Source organism: Micromonospora noduli (assembly GCF_003264365.1).
GTDB lineage: Bacteria > Actinomycetota > Actinomycetes > Mycobacteriales > Micromonosporaceae > Micromonospora > Micromonospora noduli.
Genome location: NZ_PYAK01000043.1, coordinates 29,714 through 49,938, shown reverse-complemented (window position 1 = coordinate 49,938; position 20,225 = coordinate 29,714). Strand labels below are relative to the sequence as shown.

The following is a 20,225-nucleotide window of genomic DNA, read 5'->3' as shown; positions in this document are numbered from 1 at the left end:
CGCCGAACCGGCCCTCACCGGGTGATCCACTCGGGTTCACGGAAGTCGGGGCATCCCGGACGCCCGGACACCCCGACTTCATGAAACCCGAGTCGATCAAGAAGCCTCTGACGGCGACGCCTTGGCTAGACCGCATCAGATCGGGCGAAACGCCTGGGATGCCGGTGGAGCCGCCGGAGTTCTGCCGGCCGGCATCTGGTCCGCCACTGTGGCGTGCGTTGCCGGCTGCTGGCGGCGCTGACCTGAAACCGACGGTTTGTGCCACGTGTCTGGTTCGGGAAACGGGCGGCGTGGCCGTGGCCGGCAGCGTCGAGCAGGTCGGCTGCCGCCGCTGGCGGAACTGACGGAAGTCCAGCTCAGGGGCGGGAAAATCGGTTGAGTTGACGGGGTGGTGCCGGCAGGCTGAGGTCTCCGCCACCCACGTCCCGGAGGACTTTCCATGCGCCTGCTCCGTGATCTGTGGGGCACTTCGACCCGTCGTGTGACGATCGTGGCCGTCCTGATCGTGCTGGGTGCCGCTGGGCAGGCGGGTGCGTCGGCGCTGGCCGGCGCGGTGCTGGTGCATCGTTCGGCTGGCTTCTTCGCCGTACTGGCCGCGGCCCTGGTCGCCGTGGTCCTCAGCGACCTCGCTGTGAGTCTGCTGATGGCCGGCCTGACCGCCGACTGGTCCGCCGACGTGCGTCGCCGGCTCTGCCGCGTGGCTCTCGGGCAGGACCTGCCCACCTTGGAGACCACTCCGGTGGGCGAGTTGCTGGACCGGATCGACGGGGACGTCTATCAGGTGGCGTCGGCAATTCGTAACCAGGGCACCCGGCTCGCCCAGGGCCTCTGCGTCGGTCTGTTGTCGATGGTCGTGGCGCTTTTCGTGTGGTGGCCGGCCGGGATCGCGATGGTGCTGCTCACTGTGGTGCTCGCGGTCGGCCTGCGCCGGCCCACGGCGCGGATCGGCCCGGCCCGGATGGCCGAGGAGGAGGCGTGGTCCGACCTGGCCGCCGTGATGGAGGAGGCGGTGCACGGCCAGGACGACGTTCGCACCAGTCTGGCGCGGCCGTACGTGCTGCGGTTGTACGCCCGGCGGGCCTCCGCCGTGCTGTCCCGTGGCCTGGTGGTCTGGGTGCTGTCCGCCCGGGTGGCGACGGTGGCCACCGCGACGATCCGGGCGGGCATCGGCGCTGTGGTGCTCGGCGGTGCCTGGGCGTTGGCCACCGGCCGGATCGACGCCGCGCGGCTCACCGCCATCTGGCTGCTCGCCCTGGCCTTCGGGGCGACAGCGGAACACGTCAGCCGGATGGTGCCGGAGATCCAGGAGGCGCTCGGCGCGTGGGCGCGGGTGCAGTTGCTCTACAAGGCCCGGCAGGAGCCGGTCGGCGGGGCCAGCCCGAGCGAGGGTGACCTGCGCATCCGGGATCTGACATTCGGGTACGGGGAGAGTGACCGAGGTGCCGCGCTGCGCGGGCTCAGCCTCACCTTCGCGCGCGGTCGCTCGTACGCGCTGATCGGGCGGACCGGTTCGGGCAAGTCGACGCTGGCGAAGGTGCTCACCCGGGCGGTCGACGTGCCGCCGGGCACTGTCTTCCTTGGCGGCACCGACCTGTGCGACCTCGACGTCGAGCAGCTGCGCCGCTGGGTGGCGTTGGTGCCGCAGCGCACCGAGATCCTGGCCGGCACGCTCGCCGAGAACGTGGCGCTCTTCGACCCGGAGTTGCTCGAAGCGGCTGCTCGGGCGCTCGACGAGCTGGGCCTGGCCGGCTGGATCGCCGAGCTGCCGGACGGGTTGACGACCCGGCTGGGGGAGGGCGGGCATGTGCTCTCCGCCGGTCAGGAGCAGTTGGTGGCGTTCGCCCGGATCCTGGTCCGGGAGCCGCACGTGGTGATCCTCGACGAGGCCACCGCTCGGCTGGACCCGGTCACCGAGGCGCGGGTGCAGCGGGCCACCGAACGACTGCTGCGCGACCGGATCGGCATCGTCATCGCGCACCGACTCTCCTCGGTGCGCCGCTGTGACGAGGTGGTCGTCCTGGCCGACGGCGCGGTGGTCGAGGCCGGTCCGCTGGAGTCGTCGACCCGCTTCGCGGAACTGTTGGCGACCAGCCACGCTGCCGCGTACGCGACTGTGGCGCCGGCCGGTCGCAGCGGCGTCGGCACCGACCTTCTGGTCGGCCCCGGTCCGGACGCGTGGCCGAGCGAGCCGGCGCCCGCGCGGGGCGAGCCGGTCGCGCCGACCGAGCATGCCGCCGCCTGGCCGACCGAGCCGGCGCCCGCGCGGGCCGAGCCGAATAGGCAGACCGCGCCGGCGACACCGCCGAACGGCACGCAGGGCGCGGTCGGGCCGACCCGGGCCGACCCGCCGCCGCTGCCGCCGGTGCCGCAGGCCCGGACGCTGCGGGAGATCTTCCGACTCTGCACCAACGATCCCCGGTACGGTGCGGCCGCGATCGTGCTGTTCCTCGGGCTCAGCCTGCTCGGGCTGGACGGCCCGGTGCTGCCCTGGCTCTGGGCGGACCTGGTCGACGGGACGGGCAACCCGTACCTGCCGGCGGTGGGGATCGTCGCCGGGTTGCTGGTCACCCTGCCGCTGCCGTTCTACACCCACGTCTGGTTCCCGCAGTGGTGGGTGCGGCAGATGCTGAGGATCGGCCTTCGCCTGGTGCACGGGCAGACCGGGCCGCGCCGGGTCAGCTCACACACCCCCGCCGAGGTGGTGGCGCAGGGCGGGGACACCGAACGGGTGGTCCAGCTCGCCGACAACGTGCTGGACCAGACCGTCGCGCTGGTGCTCGTGGTCGCCATGACGGCGGTCACCGGCAGCGTCGTACCCGGGCTGTTCTTCCTCGGCACGATGGTCGTCTCCGGGCTGGCCGCGACGTTGTTCGGGCCGAAGCTGGAGCGTGCGGCCCGGGCGACCGTGGCGGCGCGGGCCTCCTTCGCCACGGCGCTGGTCTCCGCGCTCTCCGCGGCGCGGACGGTGAAGCTCGCCGGCGCGACCACTGCGGTGCTGCGCCACCTGGCGGGCCTGGACGTGCTGCGCAGCGACCGGCAGCGGCGGGAGATCTCGGTGCAGGTGTGGGCGCGCTCCACACCGTCGATGGCCAGTGGGCTGTTGCCGATCGGCGCCTGGGCGCTCTACCTGAACGGCTCGCTCTCCGCCGGGGCGGTGCTGGTGGCCGTCTCCACCCTGGGCGCGGCCCGCTGGTTCGCCTGGACGACGGCGTCGTTGATCTCGCAGCTGCCCTCGGCGCGGGTCTGGACCCGGCGCACGGCGGCGATGACCGGGGTGAGCGCGTACTCCGCGGGGGTGCCGGAGGTCGACCTGACCGCCGGGACGGCGCCCGCGCCGACCATGCCGCCGCGGCATCCGCTGCGCCGGCTGGAGCTGCGCGGCTTCGGGGTGGTGCACTCCGACGGCACGGTGGCCGTCCGGGACGTGGACCTGATCGTGCAGCGGGGGCAGTTGGTGCTGGTCGTCGGGCCGGTGGGGTCGGGCAAGTCCTCGTTGCTGCGCGGGCTGGCCGGGATCGTGCACCACACCGGCGAGCTGGCCTGGAACGGTGACCCGGTCACCGAGCCGGAGCTGTTCCTACGTCCCAACCAGGTCGGCTACGTCGGTCAGTTGCCCCGGGTGCTCTCCGGCACGGTGGCCGACAACATCGCCCTCGGGCACCAGGTGGACGCGGCGGGGGCGGTCAGCACCGCCCAGCTCGACCATGACCTGGCCGCCGCTGGTGGTGGGCTGGGCCTGCTCATCGGGCACAAGGGCACCCGGCTCTCCGGCGGGCAGTTGCAGCGGTTGGCGCTGGCCCGGGCGCTGGCGCCGCGTACCGAACTGCTGGTCGCCGACGACGTGTCGTCGGCGCTGGACGTCACCACCGAGCTGGCGCTGTGGCAGGCGTTGCGCGGCCACGGGGTGACAGTTGTCGGCTCGACCGCGAAACGCGCCGCGTTGGTCCGGGCCGACCACGTGGTGGTGCTGCTCGGCGGCACGGTGGCCGCCCAGGGCACCTGGCAGGACCTGGAGGGCGACTGGTCGCACCTGGCCGGCTGACCGGCGGTCGGGATCAGGAGGCGCGGGCGTACTGGGCGGGGCCGGAGTATGCGACGCCGAGCTTCGCGGCGGCCCGGCGCGGCCAGTACGGGTCGCGTAGCAACTCCCGACCCAGCAGCACCAGGTCGGCCTCGCCGCTGGCGACGATCTGCTCGGCGTGCTCGGGCTCCACGATGAGGCCCACCGCGCCGGTCGGAACGCCCGCCTCCCGGCGGATCTGGGCGGCGAGCGGCACCTGGTAACCCGGGCCGAGCGGGATGCGCTGTTCCGTGCTCACCCCACCGGAGGACGCGTCGACCAGGTCGACGCCGACGCCGGCCAGCTCACCGGCGAGCACCACGCTGTCCTCGATCGTCCAGCCGCCCTCGACCCAGTCGGTGGCGGAGATCCGGGTCAGCACCGGCACGTCCTCGCCGACCGCGGCGCGCACCGCGCGGGCCACCTCCAGGGTGAGCCGCATCCGGGCGGCCCGGTCGCCGCCGTACGCGTCGGTGCGGCGATTGGTCAGCGGCGAGAGGAACTCGTTGAGCAGGTAACCGTGGGCGGCGTGGATCTCCACGGCGGCGAAGCCGGCGGCCAGGGCGCGTTCGGCTCCGGCCGCGAACGCCTCGACCACACCGGCGATGCCGGCCTCGTCGAGGCTGGTCGGCGTCCGGTAGTCGGCGGTGAACGGCTCCGAACCGGGGGCGACGGGCGTCCAGCCGCCTTCGGCGTCCGGCACACCACCGCGCTCGGGTGCCCACGGCCGGTAGGTGGAGGCCTTGAAACCGGCGTGCGCGAGCTGCACGGCCGGCACTGCGCCGTGGGCGGCGACGAACGCGGTCACCGGCTTCCAGGCGTCGACGTGCGCGCCGGACCAGAGGCCGGTGTCCTGCGGGCTGATCCGGCCCTCGGGGAGTACGGCGGTCGCCTCGGTCAGCACCAGGCCGGCACCGCCGACCGCGCGGCTGCCGAGGTGGATCAGGTGCCAGTCGGTGGGCAGGCCGTCGGGGCCGGCGGAGTACTGGCACATGGGTGCCATGGCGATCCGGTTGGGCAGTGTGACCCCGCGCAGGGCCAGGGGAGTGAACAGGGAGCTCATGGGGTCATCCTCTCCGACACGGCGACGGGCCCCCGGGGAGAGGGGCCCGTCGCCGTACTGGTGAATCGGTCAGGCAGGAACAGGGCTGAGCTCGGGCCGGGTGTCGGCGACCGGCTCCGGGTCGGTCAGGTCACGCCGGCCTGCGGACTCGTACGCGGCGCGGTCGAGAGTGCCCTCGCGGGCGGCGACCACTGTCGGCACCAGCGCCTGCCCCGCGACGTTGGTGGCGGTGCGGATCATGTCGAGGATCGGGTCGATGGCCAGCAGCAGGCCGGCGCCGGCCAGCGGCAGGCCCAGCGTGCTGAGGGTCAGGGTCAGCATCACGATCGCGCCGGTCAGGCCGGCGGTGGCTGCCGAGCCGACCACCGAGACGAAGGCGATCAGCAGGTAGTCGCCGATGCCGAGGTGCACGCCGAACACCTGGGCCACGAAGATCGCGGCGAGGGCCGGGTAGATGGCGGCGCAACCGTCCATCTTCGTGGTGGCGCCGAAGGGCACCGCGAAGGAGGCGTACTCGCGGGGCACGCCGAGTCGCTCGACGGAGCGCTGGGTCACCGGCATGGTGCCGACCGAGGAGCGGGACACGAAGCCCAGCTCGATCGCCGGCCAGGCGCCGGCGAAGAAGCGCAGCGGGTTGAGGCGACCGGCCAGGATCAGCACCAGCGGGTAGACCACGAACAGCACGATGGCGCAGCCGACGTAGACGGCTGTGGTGAACTTCGCGAGGGGGGCCAGCAGGTCCCAGCCGTACGAGGCGACGGCGTTGCCGATCAGGCCGAGGGTGCCGATCGGGGCGAGCCGGATGACCCACCAGAGCGCCTTCTGGACGATCTCCAGCAGGGAGCGGTTCAGCGCCACGAACGGTTCGGCGGCCTCGCCGACCAGCAGGGCCGCAGCACCGATGACGACGGCGAGGAAAACGATCTGGAGGACGTTGCCCTCGACGAACGCGCCGACCGGGTTGGTGGGCACGATGCCGGTGAGGAAGTCGGTCCACGAGCCGGTCTTCTTCGGCGCCGCGGCGCCACCCAGGTCGAGGGTCACGCCCTTGCCCGGGTTGGTGAGCAGGCCGAGGCCGATGCCGATGCTCACCGCGATCAGCGCGGTGATGCCGAACCACATCAGGGTCTTGACGGCGAGCCGGGCGGCGTTGGCGACGCCGCGCAGGCTGACCACGCTGACCACGATGGCGGTGAAGACCAGTGGCGGCACGGCCAGCTTGAGCAGTTGGACGAAGAGGCTACCGACGGTGTGCAGGGTGCTGGTCAGCCAGCTCAGGTCGTTGCTGCGGGCAAGGAAGCCCAGCGCGACGCCGAGCACGAGGCCGAGCAGGATCTGCACGGAGAAGGGAATTTTGCGCAGGCTGAAGGGCATGAGGATGTATCCAATTGTCCGGTCCGATCGGGGCAGGCGTAGGAACGCGGCTAGCCCGGACAGATGCCACTGGCCTGCAGTCGGAGATCGACATACAGGCGGACAGTGAGGTCCCAGACATTGGTCATCGCTGGCCGACGATACGCCGATTCCCGCTCATCGGAAGGACCGGAACGCGTGAGGCTCCTTACAGAGGGCCAGCGCGGTGGCGGTACTCACGCCCCACAGCACCGCCAAGGCGAGGATCAGCCGTTCCAGCACCCCCACCACCGGGCCTCGACCGATCACGAGCATCGCCAGCCCCACAGTGGCGCAGAGCGGCAGGGCCAGCGCGGCGGCCATGCCGGCCAGCCGACGCACCGTCCGGCCGGCCGGCCCGGAGACCGCCAGCGTGATCATGGCGAAGACCACCGCAGCGGTCGCCGCGATGCTCGCGCCGCCGTGCACCAGATCCGCCGCCGTCGCGCGCTCGAACGGCGGCAACGGGCAGCCGCCGGAGCAGGTCACCGCCCCCGACACGGCGGTGAACACGGCCCCGGCGGCGAGCAGCGCCGGGGCCGCCGCCCACACCCCGGGGGGCAGCGCCGCGCCGATCAGCAGCAACGCGCCGGCAAGGGCAAGGATCCCGATCCGGTACGTCGCGGCGTGGGCGCTGCCGGCGATGCCCGCCTCGCTGACGTACCCGGTGAACCCTGGACCGGGACCGGCGACCACGGCGAGCGTCACCGCCACCGCACCGGCGAGGGTGCAGCCGGCCGCCGCGGACCCGGCGACCCGGCGGGCGACCTCGCCGCGGGCCCTCGACACGGTCGGGGAGGCCGGCCGACCAGGCTCAGCCACGCCCGTGCGGCGTGCTCCAGCCGGACTCGTCCGGCCCGAGTGGCACGATGCCGCTGGGATTGATCTCCCGGTGTGTGCCGTAGTAGTGCCGCTTGATGTGGTCGAAGTCCACCGTCTCGCCGAAACCCGGCGTCTGGAACAGGTCCCGGGCGTACGCCCAGAGCACCGGCATCTCGGTCAGCTTGTTGCGGTTGCACTTGAAGTGCCCGTGGTACGCGGCGTCGAAGCGGACCAGCGTGGTGAACAGCCGCACGTCCGCCTCGGTGATCGCTCCGCCCATCAGATAGCGCTGCCCGGCCAGCCGCTCGGAGAGCGCGTCCAGCCGGGCGAAGAGCGCCCGGAACGCCTCGTCGTACGCCTGCTGGGAGGTGGCGAACCCGCACCGGTAGACGCCGTTGTTCACGTCGGTGTGGATCTCGGCCATCAGCGCGTCCATCTCGGGGCGCAGTTCCACCGGGTACAGGTCCGGTGCCCCCGCACGGTGCAGCGACCGCCACTCGGTGGAGAAGTCGAGGGTGAGCTGCGGATAGTCGTTGGTGACCACCCGGCCGGTCAGGGTGTCGACGAGCGCAGGCACTGTCACCCGGCCGGTGTAGTCCTGGTCGGTGGCCAGGTACGCCTCGGACAGGAAGCTCACGCCGAGGACCGGGTCGAAGCCGTCCGGGTCGAGGGCGAACGCCCAGCCCCGCTCGTCCCGGATCGGGTCGACGGTGCCCAGCGAGATCGCGTCGTCCAGCCCGAGCAGGCCACGCACGATCCTCGCCCGGTGCGCCCACGGGCAGGCGCGGCACCAGATCAGCCGGTAACGGCCGGCCTCCAGCGGCCAGCGGTCCTGCTCGTCCGGGCCGCCGCCGGGTGGCGAGGTGGAGTCGGCGGTGACCCGACCGGTGAACCGGTTCGGCTGGCGGACGAACGCTCCGCCGCCGCTGGTCTCTGCGCTGAACTGGGCCCGGGCCATGCCGTCAACCTATCCGTTGCCGACGCGGATATCCTGGCGGCCGGCAGCCCTCGTGACCCGGTGGGCGCCCCACCCCCGCCGTCTGCACCCCCTAAGGACTCGCGATGACCGTGGCATACCTGGTGGCCGGTGTCCGCACCCCGATCGGCCGGTACGCGGGCGCGCTCGCCGGCGTCCGCCCCGACGACCTGGCCGCGCACGTGATCCGGGAACTGGTCGCCCGCCACCCGTCGGTGGACTGGGCGCGGGTCGACGACGTCGTGCTCGGCTGCGCCAACCAGGCCGGCGAGGACAACCGCAACGTGGCCCGGATGGCGGCGCTGCTGGCCGGTCTGCCCGAGGGGGTGCCGGGCAGCACTGTCAACCGGCTCTGCGGCTCGGGTCTGGACGCGCTCGCCACCGCCGCCCGGTCCATCGTCGCCGGGGATGCGGAGCTGGTGATCGCCGGCGGGGTGGAGAGCATGAGCCGGGCGCCGTTTGTCATGCCGAAGGCGACGTCGGCGTACTCCCGCTCGGCCGAGGTGTACGACACCACACTGGGCTGGCGGTTGGTGAACCCGTTGATGCGTGACGGGTGGGGGGTCGACTCGATGCCGGAGACGGCGGAGAACGTGGCCGCCGAGTACGGCGTGAGCCGGGCCGAGCAGGACGCCTTCGCGTACCGGTCGCAGCAGCGTGCGGCCAAGGCGCAGGCCGACGGCCGGTTCGCCGAGGAGATCGTGGCGGTGTCCGTGCCGGCCGGTCGTCGCGAGACCCGGCTGGTCGAGGTCGACGAGCACCCCCGGGAGACCTCGCTTGCGAAGCTGGCGGCGCTGCCCACCCCGTTCCGCGACGGCGGCACGGTGACCGCCGGCAACTCCTCGGGCGTCAACGACGGCGCTGTCGCGTTGCTGGTGGCCAGCGAGGCGGCTGTCGCCCGGTACGGCCTCACCCCGCTGGCCCGGATCGTCGGCGCGGCGGCGGCCGGTGTGCCACCCCGGATCATGGGGATCGGCCCGGTGCCGGCCACCCGCAAGCTGCTCGACCGCGTCGGCGTCGAGGTGGGCGCTGTGGACGTGGTGGAGTTGAACGAGGCGTTCGCCGCGCAGTCCGTGGCGGTGTTGCGGGAGCTGGGGCTGCCCGTGGACGCCGACCACGTCAACCCGAACGGTGGGGCCATCGCGCTGGGTCACCCGCTCGGCGCCAGTGGCGCGCGGCTGGCGCTGACCGCAGCCCTGGAGCTGCGCCGTCGCGGCGGACGCCGGGCTCTGGCCACCATGTGCATCGGCGTTGGTCAAGGCATCTCGCTGTTGCTGGAGTCAGCCGCCTAGAGTGGTCCACACCACACGACCCGCGGGTCGACCGGTGCCCACGCGTGCCCGCTGCGCGCCCCGACGCCGGTGCCGTCCCGCGCCGCGGCGATGAACTGGGGAGCACGCTGATGCCGGACGGACTGCCGACCGAGATCGATCTGACCAGGCCGAGCGCGGCCCGGGTGTACGACTACTTTCTGGGCGGAGCGCACAACTTCGAGATCGACAGGCAGTTGGCGGAGCAGATCGCCAGCATGACCCCGAATCTCGCCGCCACCATGCGCTCCGGCCGGGAGTTCCTGCGCCGGGCCGTCCGGGTGCTGCTCGACGCCGGCATCGACCAGTTCCTCGACATCGGCTCCGGAATTCCCACCGTGGGCAACGTGCACGAGGTGGCGCAGGGGGTGAACCCCAAGGCCCGCGTCGTGTACGTCGACATCGACCCGGTGGCGGTCGCGCACAGCCGGGAGTTGCTGGCTGGCAACGAGCTGACCGGGGTCATCCACGCCGACCTGCGTGAGCCGGAGCGGATCCTCGCCGAGACCCGACAGCTCGGGCTGATCGACTTCAGTCGTCCGATGGGCATCCTGCTGGCCGGGGTGGTGCACTTCATCCCGGACGCCGACCAGCCCGAGGCGATCCTGGCCACCCTGCGGGCCGCGGCCGCGCCCGGCAGCTTCCTGGTCGTCTCCCACTCCACCTTCGAGGACCAGCCGCAGGAGATGTTGGACGCCCAGCGCCTCTCCGCCCGCACCGCCACCGAGATCACCCTGCGCTCCCGCGCCCAGGTCACCGGCTTCTTCGGCGACTGGACCGTAGTGGAACCGGGCGTGGTGCACATGCCGCTCTGGCGCCCGGACTCACCGTCCGACGTGGACGAGCACCCGGAACGGTTCGGCGCCTTCGGGGGCGTCGCCCGGTACGACCAGCCCGCCGGCTGATCCCGTGGCCGCCGTCCCGGACCCCGCCGGGGTCGATTCCGGCCGGGACCCCGCCGGGGTCGTCGCCGGTCGGGCGGACGCCCAGGGGTACGCCGCCGACTGGGCCCGCGCGGTGCGCCGGCTCGGTTTCGTGCCGCTCAGCGTGGCCGAGACCGAGCGGCTGCTGCTGGCGCACACGATCCGGCTGGCTCAGGCGGTACGGGCGGAGCCGTTCAGCGCCTACCCGGCCGAGGAGGTCGGGCAGGCTCTGGTGGAGGCGCACCTCACCGAGCCGCAGGCCCTGGAGTGGACGCTGCACGCGCTCGGCGCGACCTTCGGGCGTCGGGTGCTGTGCGACGGTGACCGGCCGGCCGACCTCGCCGACCGGATCGCGGCGTTGCAGGGCGGGCTGGCCGCCGGGTTCGCCCGTGCGTTGCGCGACCGCACCTTCAGCCAGCAGGAGCGGATCGCCCGGTCCGCCTGGCAGGCGCGCGACGAGGTCGAGCAGGCGCTACGCGAGAGTGAGGCGCGGTTCCGGGCGGTGTTCACCGGCGCGGCGATCGGGATCGGGATCGCCGGCGTGGACGGTCGGATCATCGACGTCAATCAGGCGTTCGCCGACATGCTCGGCTACTCGATCGAGGAATTGCGCGAGATCAACGTGGCGTCGCTGTTCCACGCCGACGACGCCGCCGGGATGTGGGAGCTCTACCAGGAGCTGATCGAGGGAAAGCACGACGCCGCCCGGGTGGAGAAGCGCTACCACCGTAAGGACGGCACAGTGGTCTGGACGGATCTCGCCGTTTCGCTGATCCGACACGATGGCCGGCCGCGATTCACCGTCGCGATGATCGAGGACATCACCGAGCGGTACGAACTCCAGCAGCGGCTGCGCTTCCAGGCGCTGCACGACCCGCTGACCGGGTTGCCCAACCGGACGCTGTTCTTCGAGACGTTGGGACGGGTGCTCGACACCGCGGGCACCGGGCAGCAGGTCGGGGTGTGCTTCCTCGACCTGGACGGCTTCAAGGCGATCAACGACAGTCTCGGCCACGACCTCGGTGACCGGCTGCTCGTGATGATCGGCCGGCGGCTGGCCGCGTGCGTGGCCGACCACGGCCACCTGGTCGCCCGGATGGGCGGCGACGAGTTCGTGATCCTCGTCGACGGAGGGGACGACACCGACGACCCGGTCGCCGTCGCGCAGGCCGCGCTGGCCGCCGTCGCGGCCCCGGTCCACGTCGGCGAGCACCAGTTGGCCGTCTCGGCCAGTGTGGGCATCGTGCAGTGCCCGGCCTCGGAAACCAGCGCGTCGGAGCTGATGAAGGCCGCGGACACCACGCTCTACTGGGCCAAGGCGGCGGGCCGCGGCCGGTGGGCGGTCTACGACCCCGAGCGCGGTGCCCGGGACATCGCCCGGTCGGCGCTGGTCGCCGGTCTGCCCGCCGCACTGGAGCGGGGCGAGTTCGTGCTGCACTACCAACCGATCGTGTCGCTGCTGGAGGGCACCATGCTCGCGGTGGAGGCGCTGGTCCGTTGGGAGCATCCGGAACTGGGCCTGATCGGGCCGGACCGGTTCATCGGCCTGGCCGAGGAGACCGGCCTGATCGTCCGGCTCGGCGAGTGGGTGCTGCGGCGGGCCTGCGAGGACGCCGAACGGTGGTGGCGGGAGTTCCCCGACGCTCGGCTGGTGGTCAGCGTCAACCTGGCCGCCCGGCAGGCCGACGAACCGGCCATCGTGGACACCGTCGCCGACGCGTTGCAGACCAGCGGGCTGCCCGCGGAGCTGCTCCAACTGGAGCTGACCGAGAGCGCCGTGATGGGCAGTGCGGGTGAACCCCTGCGCAGCCTGCACCGGCTCGCGGCGCTCGGCGTCCGGCTGGCCGTGGACGACTTCGGCACCGGGTACTCCAACCTGGCGTACCTGCGCCGGTTGCCGATCCACTGCCTGAAGCTCGCCGGTCCGTTCGTCGAGGGCATCCGCGCGGACGGGACCGACGCGGCGGCCGACCACCGCGACGAACGGATCGTCGACGCGTTGGTCCGGTTGGCGCACGCCCTGGAGTTGTGGGTCACGGCCGAGGCGGTGGAGACCGGCGTGCAGGCGGAACGGCTGCGGGCGCTGCGCTGCGACACCGGGCAGGGCCGATACTTCGGTGCGCCCGCCCCGGCCGACGTGATCACCGCCCGGCTGCGCGGCGGAGCGTTGGCGTGAGTGGGGGACCGAACCGGTCCGAAGGGTGGCGACGGAGGGCAGCGGCGTGGACCTGACGGACTCGCAGACGGCGGTGACAGTGGTGGCCGGGCTGGCCATCCTGGCCGGGTTGGCCGGCGTGGTGGTGCCCGGTCTGCCGGCGCTGCCGCTGTGCTGGGGCGGCGTGCTGCTCTGGGCGATCTTCGGCGGCGCCGGCCTGGGTGGCTGGGCGGTGTTCGGCGCCGCCACAGTGGTCGCCGGGGGTGGCGCCGTGATCAAGTACGCGTGGCCGGGCCGGAACCTGAAGCGCACCGGTGTGCCGACGTCCACGCTGCTCGCCGGTGGGGTGCTCGGCATCATCGGGTTCTTCGTGGTGCCGGTCGTCGGCCTGGTGCTCGGCTTCGTCGCCGGGGTGTGGGCGGCCGAACGGCTCCGACTGGGCAGCAACCAGCTCGCGTGGCCCTCCACCGTGCAGGCCCTGAAGGCCGCCGGCCTGTCGATGCTGGTGGAGTTCCTGGCTGGCCTCCTGGTCGCGGCCCTCTGGGTAGCCGGCCTCCTCCTGACCTGACCCACGCCTCTACCGGGTTGATCAAGAGCTTTCGGTCGGGCACGGCCGGAAATCTGACGCAAACCTCTTGATCACGAGGGGGAGTGGGGCGCGGGGCACTTTTCGGGTACGGCGGAGTGGCCGTACGTGAGAGAGAGGCGTGCCCCGCGCCACCGGGTCGGGCGGTCCGAGCGCCCGGGGTGGGCCCTTGTCGGGCCTGGTCACTGGTCCAGGATGCGGCGCGGGGCGGTCGGTCGGCAACGCAATTAGCCCGACGGCGGTGAGATTCCCACCGACTACGTATTGACCGCCTTGATCGGCCGGGACGACACTTTGCCCACTCGCACGCGGAACCACCTCAGGGAGGTGTGCAGTGGCCACGACGCCCGTGCCGACCGCCGAGCAACCAATGGACGAGGATGCCCGACGGCTCGCCGAACTCGGCTACAAACAGGAGTTGCGCCGTAAGTGGAGTGGCTTCTCCAACTTCGCCATCTCCTTCTCGATCATCTCGATCCTGGCCGGCTGTTTCACCACCTTCGGTCAGGCGTGGAACAACGGCGGGCCGGTCGCCATCTCCTGGGGCTGGCCGCTGATCTCGCTGTTCATCCTGATCATCGGCTTCTGCATGGCGGAGCTGGTGTCGGCGTACCCGACAGCGGGTGGGATCTACTGGTGGGCGGCCACCATGGGCCGCCCGGTGCACGGCTGGTTCACCGGCTGGCTGAACCTGATCGGTCTGGTGGCGGTCACCGCCTCGGTGGACTACGGCTGTGCGACGTTCCTCAACCTCACCATGTCGGCGCTCTTCGACGGCTGGGCCGGGACGCTGCGTCAGGCGTTCGTCCTGTTCGTGATCATCCTGGTGCTGCACGGGCTGATCAACATCTTCGGGCACCGGATCATCGACGTACTCCAGAACGTCTCGGTCTGGTGGCACGTTGCCGGCGCGGCTGTCGTGGTCGCCATCCTGGTCTTCGTGCCCGACAACCACCAGAGCTTCCAGTTCGTGTTCACCGAGCGGTTCAACAACTCCGGCTTCGGCGACGGGGACATCGGCGGACTGACGTTCTGGTTCTACGTGCTGCCGCTGGGCTTCCTCCTGACCCAGTACACGATTACCGGCTTCGACGCCTGCGCGCACGTCTCTGAGGAGACCCGGGGCGCCTCCCAGGCCGCGGCCCGCGGACTCTGGCAGTCGATCTTCTACTCGGCGGTCGGCGGCTGGATCCTGCTGCTGGCGTTTCTCTTCGCGGCCACCGACGTCGAGGCGGTCAACGCCGCGGGCGGCTTCTCCGGCGCCATCTTCGAGTCCGCGCTGACCCCGGTCTTCTTCAAGATCGTCATCATCATCTCGACCATCGGCCAGTTCTTCTGCGGCATGAGCTGCGTGACCTCGATGAGCCGGATGGCGTACGCGTTCAGCCGGGACCGTGCCGTACCCGGATGGCGGCTGTGGTCGAGGGTCGACCGCAACGGCACCCCGGTCAACGCGATCATCGGCGCCACTCTGGCCGGCCTGGTGCTGACCCTGCCGGCGCTGTACGAGAGCTCCGCCGGTATCCCGATCGCCTTCTACGCGGTCGTCTCCGTCGCGGTACTCGGGCTCTACCTGTCGTTCCTCATTCCGATCGCGCTCCGACTGCGGATGGGCGACCGGTTCGTCCCGGGGCCGTGGACGCTGGGCCGCAAGTACAAGCTGCTCGGCTGGATCGCGGTGATCGAGATCGCGATCATCGCCGTCTACTTCGTGCTGCCGATCGTGCCAGCCGGAGTGCCCGGCAACGACGAGTTCACCTGGTCGGCGGTGAACTACGCGCCGCTCGCCGTCGGCGGGGTGCTACTGGTGGTCGCCGTCTGGTGGTACGCCTCGGCCCGCAAGTGGTTCACCGGCCCTGTTCGTACCGTCGAGGAACCCGCTGTGGCGGCCGACCCGGCGCCGGTCGACGGCCCGGTCTGATCGGCACCCGGCGGGACGGGCGGTGCTGCCGTCCCGCCGGCCGACGGCCGGGTTTGCCGCACGTGCCGCCGGGGGCATTGACGGTGATCCGGTTTGCCAGTAGACCTTGGTGATGGAGGCCCGCGAATGAGGAAAGCTCCGCTCACGCTGGAACAACTGCGGGTCGCCGTCGCCGAGGGTGAGATCGACACCGTGGTGCTGGCCCTCGTCGACATGCAGGGCCGGTTGCAGGGCAAGCGGTTCCACGCGCCCTTCTTCCTCGACCAGGTGGTGACCAACGGCAGCGAGGGCTGCAACTACCTGCTCGCCGTGGACGTCGACATGAACACAGTCGACGGGTACGCGATGTCGAGCTGGGAACGCGGCTACGGCGACTTCGCGATGGTGCCGGACTTCGCCACGTTGCGTCGGGTGCCCTGGCAGCCCGGCTCCGCCCTGTTGCTGGCAGACCTGACCTGGCTCGACGGCTCGGGTGACGTGGTCGCCTCGCCCCGGCAGATCCTGCGCCGGCAGCTGGACCGGCTGGCCGAGCACGGGCTGACCGCGTACGCCGGCACCGAGTTGGAGTTCGTGCTGTTCCGCGACTCGTACGAGGACGCCTGGCAGCGTGGCTACCGCGACCTCACCCCGGCCAACCAGTACAACGTCGACTACTCGCTGCTCGGCACCGCCCGGGTGGAGCCGCTGCTGCGCCGCATCCGCGTCGAGATGGCCGGCGCGGGGCTCACCCCGGAGAGCGCCAAGGGTGAGTGCAACCTCGGGCAACACGAGATCGCCTTCCGGTACGACGAGGCGGTGGCCTGCGCCGACCATCACGTCATCTACAAGAACGGCGCCAAGGAGATCGCCGCCCAGGAGGGGATGGCGATCACCTTCATGGCCAAGCCGAACGAGCGGGAGGGCAACTCCTGCCACATCCACTTCTCACTGCGGGACCAGTCCGGTTCGTCGGCGATGCTCGGCGACGGACCGGCGCACCTGTCGCAGACCGGGCAGCGGGTGCTCGCCGGGCTGCTGGCCACCATGCGGGAGTTCAGCCTGCTCTTCGCCCCGAACATCAACTCCTACAAGCGCTACCAGCCGGGATCGTTCGCCCCGACCGCGCTGCGCTGGGGTGTCGACAACCGCACCTGCGCACTGCGGGTGGTCGGGCACGGGCAGGGCATGCGAGTGGAGAACCGGGTGCCCGGCGCCGACGTCAACCCGTACCTGGCGATCGCCGGGCTGGTCGCCGGGGCGCTGCACGGCATCGACGGCGAGCTGGAGCTGGGTGCGGAGTGCACCGGCAACGCGTACGACGACCCGGAGGCCGAGCGGGTTCCCGGCACCCTGCGCGACGCCCTGGCCCTCTGGGAAGGTTCCACTGTGGCCCGGGAGGCGTTCGGCGCCGAGGTGGTGGCCCACTACGCCAACCAGGCGAGGGTCGAGCTGGCCGCCTTCGACGCCGCGGTGACGGACTGGGAGCTGACCCGTGGTTTCGAACGCCTCTGACCACGTGAGGATGGAGGTGGCGGTGTGACGGTCCTGGTGGACCCGGCTAGCGGGGTGGGGTTTCGGGAGGTTGCGGCGGCCTCGGTGGACGAGGTTGACGCGGCCATCTCGCGGGCGGCTGCCGCTTTCGAGACCTGGCGTCAGGTGGGTGCGGGTGATCGGGCACGGTTGCTGCGGCGGTTCGCCGCCGTGGTCGACGCGCATCTGGACGAGTTGGCAGTGCTGGAGGTGCGCAACTCCGGGCACACCGTCGGCAACGCCCGGTGGGAGGCGGGCAACGTCCGCGACGTCCTGGATTACTACGCCGGCGCGCCCGAGCGGTTGACCGGGCGGCAGATTCCGGTGCCCGGCGGGTTGGACGTCACCTTCCACGAGCCACTCGGTGTGGTCGGCGTGATCGTGCCCTGGAACTTCCCGATGCCGATCGCCGCCTGGGGGTTCGCCCCGGCGCTCGCCGCCGGCAACACAGTGGTGCTCAAGCCCGCCGAACTGACCCCGCTCACCGCACTGCGCCTGGCCGAGTTGGCCCGCGAGGCCGGCCTGCCCGACGGCGTCTTCACCGTCATCCCGGGCGAGGGCTCGGTCGTGGGGGAGCGGTTCGTCACCCACCCGGCGGTCCGCAAGATCTGCTTCACCGGCTCCACCGAGGTCGGCACCCGGATCATGGCCGGCTGCGCCGCCCAGGTGAAGCGACTCACCCTGGAGTTGGGTGGCAAGAGCGCGAACATCGTGTTCGCCGACGCCGACCTGGAACGCGCCGCCGCGACCGCGCCGGGCGCGGTCTTCGACAACGCCGGCCAGGACTGCTGCGCACGGTCGCGGATCCTGGTCCAGCGTTCGGTGTACGACCGGTTCCTGGAACTGCTCGAACCTGCGGTACGGGCGGTGCGGGTCGAGGACCCGTCCCGCGACACCGCCGAGATGGGCCCGCTGATCTCCGCCGCCCAACGGGACCGGGTAGCCGGTTACCTCGCTGGGGCGACTGTGGCCTTCACCGGCTCCTGCCCCGACGGCCCCGGGTTCTGGCACGCACCCACAGTGCTGCTGGCCGACTCGCCGGCCGACCGGCACTGGCGGGAGGAGATCTTCGGCCCGGTGGTCTCGGTGCTGCCGTTCGACGACGAGGCGGACGCGGTCCGGCTCGCCAACGACACCGAGTACGGCCTCTCCGGCTCGATCTGGACCCGGGACGTGGGTCGGGCCCTGCGCCTGGCCCGCGCCGTCGACTCGGGCAACCTCAGCGTCAACTCGCACTCCTCGGTGCGCTACTGGACCCCGTTCGGCGGGATGAAGCGCTCCGGGCTCGGCCGCGAGCTGGGCCCGGACGCGCTGCACTCCTTCACGGACGTCAAGAACGTGTTCATCGCGACGGAGGAGTGACGCCAGTGCAGGGTCGGTTGCAGGACCGGGTGGCAGTGGTCACCGGAGCGGGCAGTGGCATCGGGTTGGCCACCGTGCGGCGGTTCGCCGCCGAGGGGGCCCGGGTGGTGTGCGTGGACATCGACGCGGCGGCCGGTACGAAGGCCGCCGAGGAGTGCGGCGGAGAGTTCGTGGCCACCGACGTGGCCGACGAGTCGGCGGTACGCGACCTGTTCGACGGGGTGGCCGACCGGCACGGCCGGGTGGACATCGCGTTCAACAACGCCGGCATCTCCCCGCCGGACGACGACTCCATCCTGGACACCGGCCTGGACGCGTGGGAGCGGGTGTTGCGGGTCAACACCACGAGCGTCTACCTGTGCTGCAAGTACGCCATTCCGCACATGCGTCGGCAGGGCAAGGGCTCGATCATCAACACGGCCTCGTTCGTGGCGTTGATGGGTGCGGCCACGTCGCAGATCGCGTACACCGCGAGCAAGGGCGGGGTGCTGGCGATGACCCGGGAGTTGGGTGTGCAGTTCGCCCGTGAGGGCATCCGGGTCAACGCCCTCTGTCCCGGCCCGGTGGCCACCCCGTTGCTGCTGGAACTCTTCGCCGCCGACCCGGAGCGGGCCGCCCGTCGGCTGGTGCACGTGCCGATGGGACGCTTCGGGCAACCGGAGGAGATCGCCGCCGCGGTGGCGTTCCTGGCCAGCGACGACGCCTCGTTCATGACCGCCGCGCAGTTCGTGGTCGACGGCGGCATCACTGGCGCCTACGTCACGCCTCTGTGAGCGCGAGGAGTGAGCCGGGTTTGCGAGCCCCGCAGTCGCGAACCGTGCCAGCTATGAGAAGGCCGCTGATCGGGGTCAGCGCGTACGTCGAACCCGCCGACTGGGCGGTCTGGCGGGGTGTGCGGGCGGTGCTGGTACCCGAGGCGTACCCGCGGGCGGTGGCGGCCGCGGGTGGCCGGGCGGTGGTCCTGCCACCGGACGACGTGGACGCGGACGTGGTGGCAGTCCTCGACGGGTTGCTGTTGGCGGGTGGCGCGGACGTCGGCCCGGGGCGGTACGGCCAGCCGCCCGACCCCCGTACCGAGGATCGGCCGGACCGGGACGCCGGCGAGTTGACAGTGTTGGCCGCCGCGCTCGCCGCCGAGGTGCCGGTGCTGGGCGTGTGTCGGGGGATGCAGTTGCTCGCTGTCGCGTACGGCGGCACCTTGCACCAGCACCTGCCCGACGTGGTGGGTCACGAGGCGCACCGCCCCGCGTCCGGGGTGTACGGGGCGCACGCGGTGCGGTTCGCGCCGGGGAGCCTGGCCGCCTCGGTGCTGGCCGGTGTCGACCAGGTCAACTCGTACCACCACCAGGCGGTCGCCGATCCGGGCCGGCTCACAGTGACCGGTTGGGCGGGGGACGGCGTGGTCGAGGCGGTGGAGGACCCGGCCCTGCCGTTCGTGCTCGGAGTGCAGTGGCATCCGGAGAACGAGTCGGATCCCGCCCCGATCACCGCGTTGGTGCAGGCCGCCGGCCGGCGGGTGTGACTGAGATCGCCCCCGCCCGTCGATGGCACCGGTGGGAGGATCGGGGCATGGGCAAGGTTTATCCGGAGATCGACTGTCGACTGCGTGACTTCATCGTGGCGCAGCCGCTCTTCTTCGTGGCGACCGCCCCGTCCGGGGTCGAGGGGCACGTCAACGTGTCTCCGAAGGGCATGCGGGGCACGTTCGTGATCCTCGGCCCGCACCGGGTTGCCTACCTCGACTATCACGGCAGTGGAGCGGAGACCATCGCCCACCTGCGGGACAACGGCCGGATCACGCTGATGTTCTGTGCCTTCGACGGCCCGCCGAAGATCGTCCGGTTGCATGGTCGGGGCAGCAGCGTCGCGGTCACCGAGGACGCCTTCGCCGATCGGCTCGCCGAGTTTCCCGCACCGCCGGACGTGCACGCCGTCCGGGCGGTCATCACGGTCGAGGTGGAGCGGGTCAGTGACTCCTGCGGATACGCGGTGCCACTGATGGACTTCCGCGCCGAACGTGATCTGTTACTCACCTCACACTCTCGCCGCAGCGCCGATGATCTGGTCGCCTACCGGGCCACCAGGAACGCGGCAAGCATCGACGGACTGCCGGTCTTCTGACTCGTCAGAGCGTTCAGCCCGCCGC

At 71.8% G+C, this 20,225-nt stretch carries 15 protein-coding genes; 11 read left to right on the top strand and 4 right to left on the bottom strand.

The window, feature by feature from the left end; translation table 11 throughout:
* Nucleotides 1-439 precede the first annotated feature (439 nt).
* Nucleotides 440-4,042, top strand: a complete 3,603-nt coding sequence (locus tag GUI43_RS25025) for an ATP-binding cassette domain-containing protein (RefSeq protein ID WP_112699922.1) — start codon at nt 440-442, stop codon at nt 4,040-4,042.
* A gap of 13 nt (nt 4,043-4,055) precedes the next feature.
* On the opposite strand, the gene GUI43_RS25020 is transcribed toward GUI43_RS25025, so the two are convergent.
* The 4 genes from GUI43_RS25020 to GUI43_RS25005 form a co-directional block, all read right to left on the bottom strand.
* A complete protein-coding gene (locus tag GUI43_RS25020; RefSeq protein ID WP_112699921.1) occupies nt 4,056-5,123 on the bottom strand; it encodes an NADH:flavin oxidoreductase/NADH oxidase in 1,068 nt (355 codons plus the stop codon).
* A gap of 69 nt (nt 5,124-5,192) precedes the next feature.
* Complete coding sequence (locus GUI43_RS25015; protein ID WP_181518491.1) at nt 5,193-6,485, bottom strand: dicarboxylate/amino acid:cation symporter; 1,293 nt, start codon at nt 6,483-6,485, stop codon at nt 5,193-5,195.
* Nucleotides 6,486-6,653: 168 nt separating this feature from the next.
* On the bottom strand, nt 6,654-7,304 hold the full coding sequence (locus tag GUI43_RS25010) for a DUF998 domain-containing protein (RefSeq protein WP_249037843.1): 651 nt from the start codon (nt 7,302-7,304) through the stop codon (nt 6,654-6,656).
* Nucleotides 7,305-7,329: 25 nt separating this feature from the next.
* Nucleotides 7,330-8,295 (bottom strand): glutathione S-transferase family protein, encoded by a 966-nt coding sequence (locus tag GUI43_RS25005; protein WP_112586510.1) that lies wholly within the window; start codon nt 8,293-8,295, stop codon nt 7,330-7,332.
* A 104-nt stretch (nt 8,296-8,399) separates the two neighbouring features.
* Between GUI43_RS25005 and pcaF the strand changes: the two genes are divergently transcribed.
* From pcaF to GUI43_RS24955, 10 genes are all read left to right on the top strand, one after another.
* Nucleotides 8,400-9,605: a 3-oxoadipyl-CoA thiolase gene (gene pcaF, locus GUI43_RS25000; RefSeq protein WP_112586512.1), complete on the top strand. Its 1,206-nt coding sequence runs from the start codon at nt 8,400-8,402 to the stop codon at nt 9,603-9,605.
* Nucleotides 9,606-9,715: 110 nt separating this feature from the next.
* On the top strand, nt 9,716-10,528 hold the full coding sequence (locus GUI43_RS24995) for an SAM-dependent methyltransferase (protein ID WP_112602000.1): 813 nt from the start codon (nt 9,716-9,718) through the stop codon (nt 10,526-10,528).
* 4 nt (nt 10,529-10,532) lie between these two features.
* Entirely contained in the window at nt 10,533-12,722 is a 2,190-nt protein-coding gene (locus tag GUI43_RS24990; RefSeq protein WP_249037842.1) for a putative bifunctional diguanylate cyclase/phosphodiesterase, read from the top strand.
* 46 nt (nt 12,723-12,768) lie between these two features.
* Entirely contained in the window at nt 12,769-13,269 is a 501-nt protein-coding gene (locus tag GUI43_RS24985) for a DUF456 domain-containing protein (RefSeq protein ID WP_112586780.1), read from the top strand.
* 352 nt (nt 13,270-13,621) lie between these two features.
* Nucleotides 13,622-15,208, top strand: a complete 1,587-nt coding sequence (locus GUI43_RS24980; protein WP_112699919.1) for an amino acid permease — start codon at nt 13,622-13,624, stop codon at nt 15,206-15,208.
* 126 nt (nt 15,209-15,334) lie between these two features.
* Entirely contained in the window at nt 15,335-16,699 is a 1,365-nt protein-coding gene (locus tag GUI43_RS24975) for a glutamine synthetase family protein (RefSeq protein ID WP_112699918.1), read from the top strand.
* Nucleotides 16,700-16,732: 33 nt separating this feature from the next.
* Nucleotides 16,733-18,079, top strand: a complete 1,347-nt coding sequence (locus tag GUI43_RS24970) for an aldehyde dehydrogenase family protein (RefSeq protein ID WP_373861089.1) — start codon at nt 16,733-16,735, stop codon at nt 18,077-18,079.
* Nucleotides 18,080-18,084: 5 nt separating this feature from the next.
* Nucleotides 18,085-18,852 (top strand): 3-oxoacyl-ACP reductase, encoded by a 768-nt coding sequence (locus tag GUI43_RS24965; protein ID WP_030489498.1) that lies wholly within the window; start codon nt 18,085-18,087, stop codon nt 18,850-18,852.
* A 53-nt stretch (nt 18,853-18,905) separates the two neighbouring features.
* Nucleotides 18,906-19,601, top strand: coding sequence for a gamma-glutamyl-gamma-aminobutyrate hydrolase family protein (locus GUI43_RS24960; RefSeq protein WP_112586522.1), 696 nt, complete (start codon nt 18,906-18,908; stop codon nt 19,599-19,601).
* A 47-nt stretch (nt 19,602-19,648) separates the two neighbouring features.
* On the top strand, nt 19,649-20,200 hold the full coding sequence (locus tag GUI43_RS24955) for a pyridoxamine 5'-phosphate oxidase family protein (protein ID WP_112586524.1): 552 nt from the start codon (nt 19,649-19,651) through the stop codon (nt 20,198-20,200).
* Nucleotides 20,201-20,225: the final 25 nt, after the last annotated feature.

Coding starts and splice junctions, on each gene's coding strand:
- GUI43_RS25025 (WP_112699922.1), top strand. CDS start 440: ATGCGCCTGCTCCGTGATCTGTGGGGCACTTCGACCCGTCGTGTGACG.
- GUI43_RS24995 (WP_112602000.1), top strand. CDS start 9,716: ATGCCGGACGGACTGCCGACCGAGATCGATCTGACCAGGCCGAGCGCG.
- GUI43_RS24975 (WP_112699918.1), top strand. CDS start 15,335: ATGAGGAAAGCTCCGCTCACGCTGGAACAACTGCGGGTCGCCGTCGCC.
- GUI43_RS25020 (WP_112699921.1), bottom strand. CDS start 5,123: ATGAGCTCCCTGTTCACTCCCCTGGCCCTGCGCGGGGTCACACTGCCC.
- GUI43_RS24960 (WP_112586522.1), top strand. CDS start 18,906: ATGAGAAGGCCGCTGATCGGGGTCAGCGCGTACGTCGAACCCGCCGAC.
- pcaF (WP_112586512.1), top strand. CDS start 8,400: ATGACCGTGGCATACCTGGTGGCCGGTGTCCGCACCCCGATCGGCCGG.
- GUI43_RS24955 (WP_112586524.1), top strand. CDS start 19,649: ATGGGCAAGGTTTATCCGGAGATCGACTGTCGACTGCGTGACTTCATC.
- GUI43_RS25005 (WP_112586510.1), bottom strand. CDS start 8,295: ATGGCCCGGGCCCAGTTCAGCGCAGAGACCAGCGGCGGCGGAGCGTTC.